Genomic DNA, 5198 nt, shown 5'->3' on the forward strand with positions numbered 1-5198 from the left:
CCACCGTGCGCTCCAGAAGCACCCCGGCGATCCGCTCCACCCCCGGCCCCAGCTCCGCCGCCAGCGCCCCCGAGCGCGCCCCAAGTTCCCGGTAGCTCAGCCGCCCGCCCGCATCGTCGCAGGCCGCCGTCGCTTCCGGGCGCAACGCCACATGCTCCAGAACCTGCTCGTGAACCCAGCCCCCCGCGTAAACCGCCTCCGTCCGGTTCCACGTCGCAAGCGCCGCCGCATCCGAAGGCCGAAGGCCCGGAAGGCGCATTTGCGGTCCTCCGCGCGCGAACTCTTCGAGAACCCAGACGATTTCGTCGAGGAGCCGCCGGGCCGTCACGGCTGTAAAGCGATCAGCGTCATACTCAAGCAGCAGGTTCAAGCCCGCGGCACCATCTTCGGCCACCAAGGTGAGGTCGAACTTAGCGCTGTCGCGCCCTAGGTCGAGCGGCGCGAGGCTCAGGCCCGGAATTTCGATCCTTTCGAGGCTGCGCTCCACGAAGTCGAACATGACCTGCGCGAGCGGCGATTCATCGACCGCGCGCCGAGGCGCGACCGCCTGTACGACATGCTCGAACGGAACGTCCTGGTGCTCGTAGGCGAACAGCGAGGCATCGCGGACCCGCTCCAGGAGATCGCCCAAGGCGCGGACGCCGCTGAGCGACACATAGTGAATCACGGTGTTGACGAACATCCCGACGACGCGCTCGAACTCGGAGCGACTCCGGTTCGCCACTGGCAGCCCTACCGCGACGGAGGACGCGCCGGACCAGGTCGCCAACCGTTGCTCGAACGCTGCCAGCGCGACCATCGCGACCGTCGCCTTATGCTCGCGCGCCAGGCTGCGCAGTTTCTCGGTCGACTCAGGCACCAGAAGCGCGGTTTCGGACCCGCCGCGGAACCTGCGTTCGTGGCTTGGATTGTCGAACGGCAATTCTAGGGAACCGAGGCCTTCGAGCCGACGCCGCCACGCTTCGATCCGGGGCGCCAGCAATTCCGTCGTCAGCCAACGCCGCTGCCACCGGCAATAATCGAGGTAGCCGATGCGCGGCTCCGGCGGCGGCGGCACCGCGGCGCCGGTCGCCGTGAGATAGAGCACCGCCAGATCGCGAACCAGGATCTCCATAGACCAGCGGTCCGAGACGATATGATGGGTGAGCAACATGAGGACATGCACGTCCGGCCCTAGCCAAAACAGGCGCGCCTCCAGGAGCGGTCCAGTCTTCAGGTCGATGGTCTCAGCGGCGGCCGATGTCATGCGCGCACGCAGCGTGGCCTCGCGCTGGTCTTCAGCAACGGCCCGCAAATCGGTCATGAGCATCGCAACCGGAGCGGCCTGCGTCAAACGCTGCGCCGGGCGACCATCCGCGACCTCCACGCACACGCGCAGAGCCGAGTGACGGCGCAACAGCCCGTCAAGGGCGCGCTGAAGCGCGGATCGATCCAGCCGGCCCTCGCAGCGCACCGCGATGTGCATATTGTAGGCGTCCGCGCCGCCGATCTCGTCCAGGAAGAACAGACGCTGTTGCGCGTAGGACAGCGGATGGACATCGCCGGCGGCGGGAACGATCGGCGCCCGCAAGGGATCAAGGCCCAGTTCGCGAACGCGCCGCGCCAGCAGAGCCTTGCGAGCCGGAGAAGGTTCCTCCGAATGATTGTTCATGGCGCCGGCCGCTCCGTTCGCAACATCTCGCGCACGTCGTCCTCGGAGAGCGCCTCCATGTCGTCGACGAGCGCCGCGAAGGCGGCCGTATCGTCGCCCCGCCTCGCCGTCTCGACCCATTCGGCAAGCCCGGCGACCGTCGGTCGGGCGAAGAACTCCCGCAACGACACCTCTACCGCGAAGGCATCGCGCAGTCGGTTGACAGCGCTGATCGCCAGCAGGGAATGCCCTCCTGCCGCGAAGAAATCTTCGTGACGGCCGAGGCGCGGCGCCGCTAGCAGTTCGGCGAGAATGCCGGCGATCCGCGCCTCGGTTTCGCCGACCGCCGGCGCAAAATCTGCGGTCTCCTCGATTAGCCCTTCGGGCAATTGGGTTCGCTGTAGCTTGCCACTCTGGGTACGCGGCAGCCGCTCCAAGAAGACGAACCGCGACGGGATCATGAAATGGGGCAAGAGCCCCGCCAGATGCGCTCGCAGCGACTCGACGCTTGGCGGGTTCGACGATCCGATCCAGGCTACCAGCCGCTCGTCGCTGTCAGCGATGCGGCGCACAGCGACGATGCATTCGGGAACCTCGGGATGACGCAGCAGCGCACTCTCGACGTCCTCGATCTCGATGCGCATTCCGCGCAGCTTCACGAGGAAATCGCCGCGCCCCAGGAATTCCAAATCGCCGTTGGGCAGGCGGCGGCCGAAGTCGCCGGTGCGATAGACCGGGTCAGGCGCGTCCCAGCGCAGCGGATTTTGCATGAAGACGCGTGCCGTCTCCTCCGGGCGGCGGAAATAGCCCTGCGAAAGGTAGCGGCTGCGGATGTAGAGTTCGCCGCTGGCCCCGGTCGGGCACAGCCGACCGTCGCGCAGCACGAGCATTTCACGGCCTTCGAAGGCGCGTCCTATCGGAATCCCGCGCTGGCCCGCCGCCGGCGTCTCAACCCGATGCGAACAGGCGAGGACGCATTCGGTGGGGCCGTAGAGATTGTAAAGTTCGACGCGTCCGCCCGTGCGCTCTAGCCATGCCCGCGCGAGATCGACCGACAGGGCTTCGCCCGACAGCATCAACACCTTCAAGTCGGGCAGATCGTCGGCGTAGGGAAGCAACTGCCGCAGGAAGCTCGGCACCACCCACAGATGGGTAACACGCTGGGCGCGCAGCCAGGCCACCAGCGCCGGCGGGTCGTGCCGCACCTCAGCCTCGGCCAAGCACAGCGTCGCGCCGCCGACGAGCGCGCCGAAGATCTCGGCGTAGCCGGCGTCGTAAGAGATCGATGCCCATTGCGCGATCCGCATGCCGGGGCGCATTGACATCGCCCGCGTTTGCCAGTCGAGATACTGGCAGAAGGCCCGATGGGACTGCACAACGGCCTTGGGCCTCCCAGTGGAGCCCGAGGTATACGCTAGATAGGCCGCATCTTCCCCCGACGCGTCTTGCGTATCGCCGCGCGCGCCCCCCGCGACCGGCAGCGCGACGACCGCGGCGGCGAAGCATTTCGCCGCTGTCCGCCCTGCCGTTTCGGCGTCCACGATCAACGCGGCCGGCTCGGCGTCGTCGAGCATCTGCTGGAGACGGCTGTCGGGATAAGTGGGATCGAGGGCGACGAAAGCGGCGCCCCGTTCCCAGGTCGCCCAGAGCGAAGCAATCCGCTCGATCCCCTCGCGCGCCAGGATCGCAACCCTGTCGCCCCGCTTCACTCCCGCCGTCGAAAGCGCCGTGGCGATTTCGTCCGCGAGGCGAGCGAGGTCGCCATATCCGACCTGCGTGCCGCGCCACGAAATCGCCGGCGCTTCGGGTGCGGCCGCGGCCTGCGCGCGCAGCCGTTCGTGTACAAGGTCGGGCGCGACCAGAACCGGCGCCCTCAAAGGGGTTTCGACGGCGAGCCGGAACGGCAGAGCGTCCGCGCTCCCCGAATGGCTCGGCATGAGCGCGAGGAGGCCTAGGAACTGGTCGAATAGCGTCTGCGCATCCGCTTCGCCGAACCGGCGGCGATCGTAGATGAGCCGCAAGTCCAGGCTCTTCCCCGGAACGACGATCAGAGTGAGGGGGTAGTGCGTCCGCTCGATCATGTGGACTTCGCGGATCGCCAAGCCCTCGGCGGCCGCCTGCTTCAGCGACGCTTCCGCAGGGTAGTTCTCGTAGACGAGCAAGGTCTCGAACAGCGGTTGTCCGACCGGCGCCGACGAAAACGCAGGGATCTGCGAGAGCGGCGTGTAGGAGAATTCCTGCGCGCGTATCTGCCGCGCCTGCAGCGCGCGCAGCCATTCGGCCAAGTCGCCGTCGGGCGCGGGCGCGCGCACGAGCAGGGTGTTGACCAGCGGTCCGACGATGTGTTCGGCCCCCGGCAGGTCTGGTGGACGGACGGCGACGACCATACCGAAAGCGACGTCGCGCGTATCCAGATGCATCCCGAGCAGCAACGCCCAGGCGCCCGAGACCATGGCGTTTGGCGTCAGGCGGCGCGCGCGCCCCCAGCCCATAAGCGACGCGGCGACGTCGGCCGGCAGCGAAGCACGGACTTCGGCGAATGGATCGTTTTCGTCGGCATCACGCGCGCTGACGCCGTCCAGCTCAAGCTTGGGCGCCGCCTCGAGCCCACCCAATTCCGCGCGCCAGTAGGCTTCCATCGCCACAGCATCTTGGCGCTGCGTCCAGGCGACATAGTCGCGATAGGGAGGCGCGGCGGGAAACACGGAGGTTTCGCCGCGAACGGCGTGGCGATAGCGAACGAGCGCCTCGTTCAGGACGAGTCCGCCGCTCCAACCGTCGAGAAGCAAGTGGTGATAGGTCCATACGAGCAGATGCGAACCGTCACTCCGCTGAGCCAGCGTGAATCGCATGAGCGGCGCCTGCTCCAGATCGAAGCCGCGGCCGCGATCCGCGCGCGCGATCGCGTCGGCGTCGGCGTCGGCGTCGGCGACGACGGCGAACGGCGGATCGACGACCCGGCGCACAACCTGCAAAGGCTTGTCGAGTCGCCAGACGAAAGCCGTTCGCAGTACGGGATGGTGCTGAACGGTCTCCTGCCAAGCGTGCCGCATGGCCGCTTCGTCGACAGGCCCCTGAAATTTGACGACGAGTTGCTCCACATAAGTGCCCGAAGACGGCGCGCGCAGCGAGTGCAAGAGCATGCCCTCCTGAGCCGGGGAAAGCGGATAGATGTCCTCGATGTCAGCGGCGTCCATGTATACCCTCATCCTTCCGGCTCAGCAGAGCGACCAGCTTGCTCATCTGCACCTCATCAAGTTTGGCCAGCGGGAAGTCGGCGGCCGAGAGGCGCTCCGGCGCGCTATGCGACAAGTTCGATAGCTCGTCTTCGAAGCTTTTGGCGAGGCGTTCGATGGTGTCGGGGTTATGGCGGGCGGGCGAGTAGGTCCAGTGCACCTGCAGGCGCCGGTCGACCACCACGGCGTTGAAGTCAATCAGGAACCGCCGTCGCGCCGAGGCCGCCCGCCATGGCCCGGTCGCCTCGTCCGCAAACGTGAACAGCGCCTCCGGCTCCCCACCGATCCGGCCGAGATAGTTGAAGCTGACCTCCGGCTCCGCGAATCCCTCC

General features: G+C 67.3%; 3 protein-coding genes. All 3 read right to left on the reverse strand.

The features are described 5' to 3' along the window. On the reverse strand, positions 1-1651 hold a 1651-nt coding region (locus tag AC1DXM_RS31760; protein ID WP_477239487.1), incomplete at its 3' end, for a condensation domain-containing protein. After that, positions 1648-4827, reverse strand: a complete 3180-nt coding sequence (locus AC1DXM_RS31765; protein WP_477239489.1) for an amino acid adenylation domain-containing protein — start codon at positions 4825-4827, stop codon at positions 1648-1650. The genes AC1DXM_RS31765 and AC1DXM_RS31760, both read right to left, overlap by 4 nt. Then, positions 4814-5198: hypothetical protein (locus tag AC1DXM_RS31770; RefSeq protein ID WP_477239491.1), on the reverse strand; the 385-nt coding region annotated here is incomplete at its 5' end. The genes AC1DXM_RS31765 and AC1DXM_RS31770, both read right to left, overlap by 14 nt.

This window comes from Mesorhizobium sp. P3_A2 (assembly GCF_056403115.1).

Coding starts and splice junctions, on each gene's coding strand:
- AC1DXM_RS31765 (WP_477239489.1), bottom strand. CDS start 4,827: ATGGACGCCGCTGACATCGAGGACATCTATCCGCTTTCCCCGGCTCAG.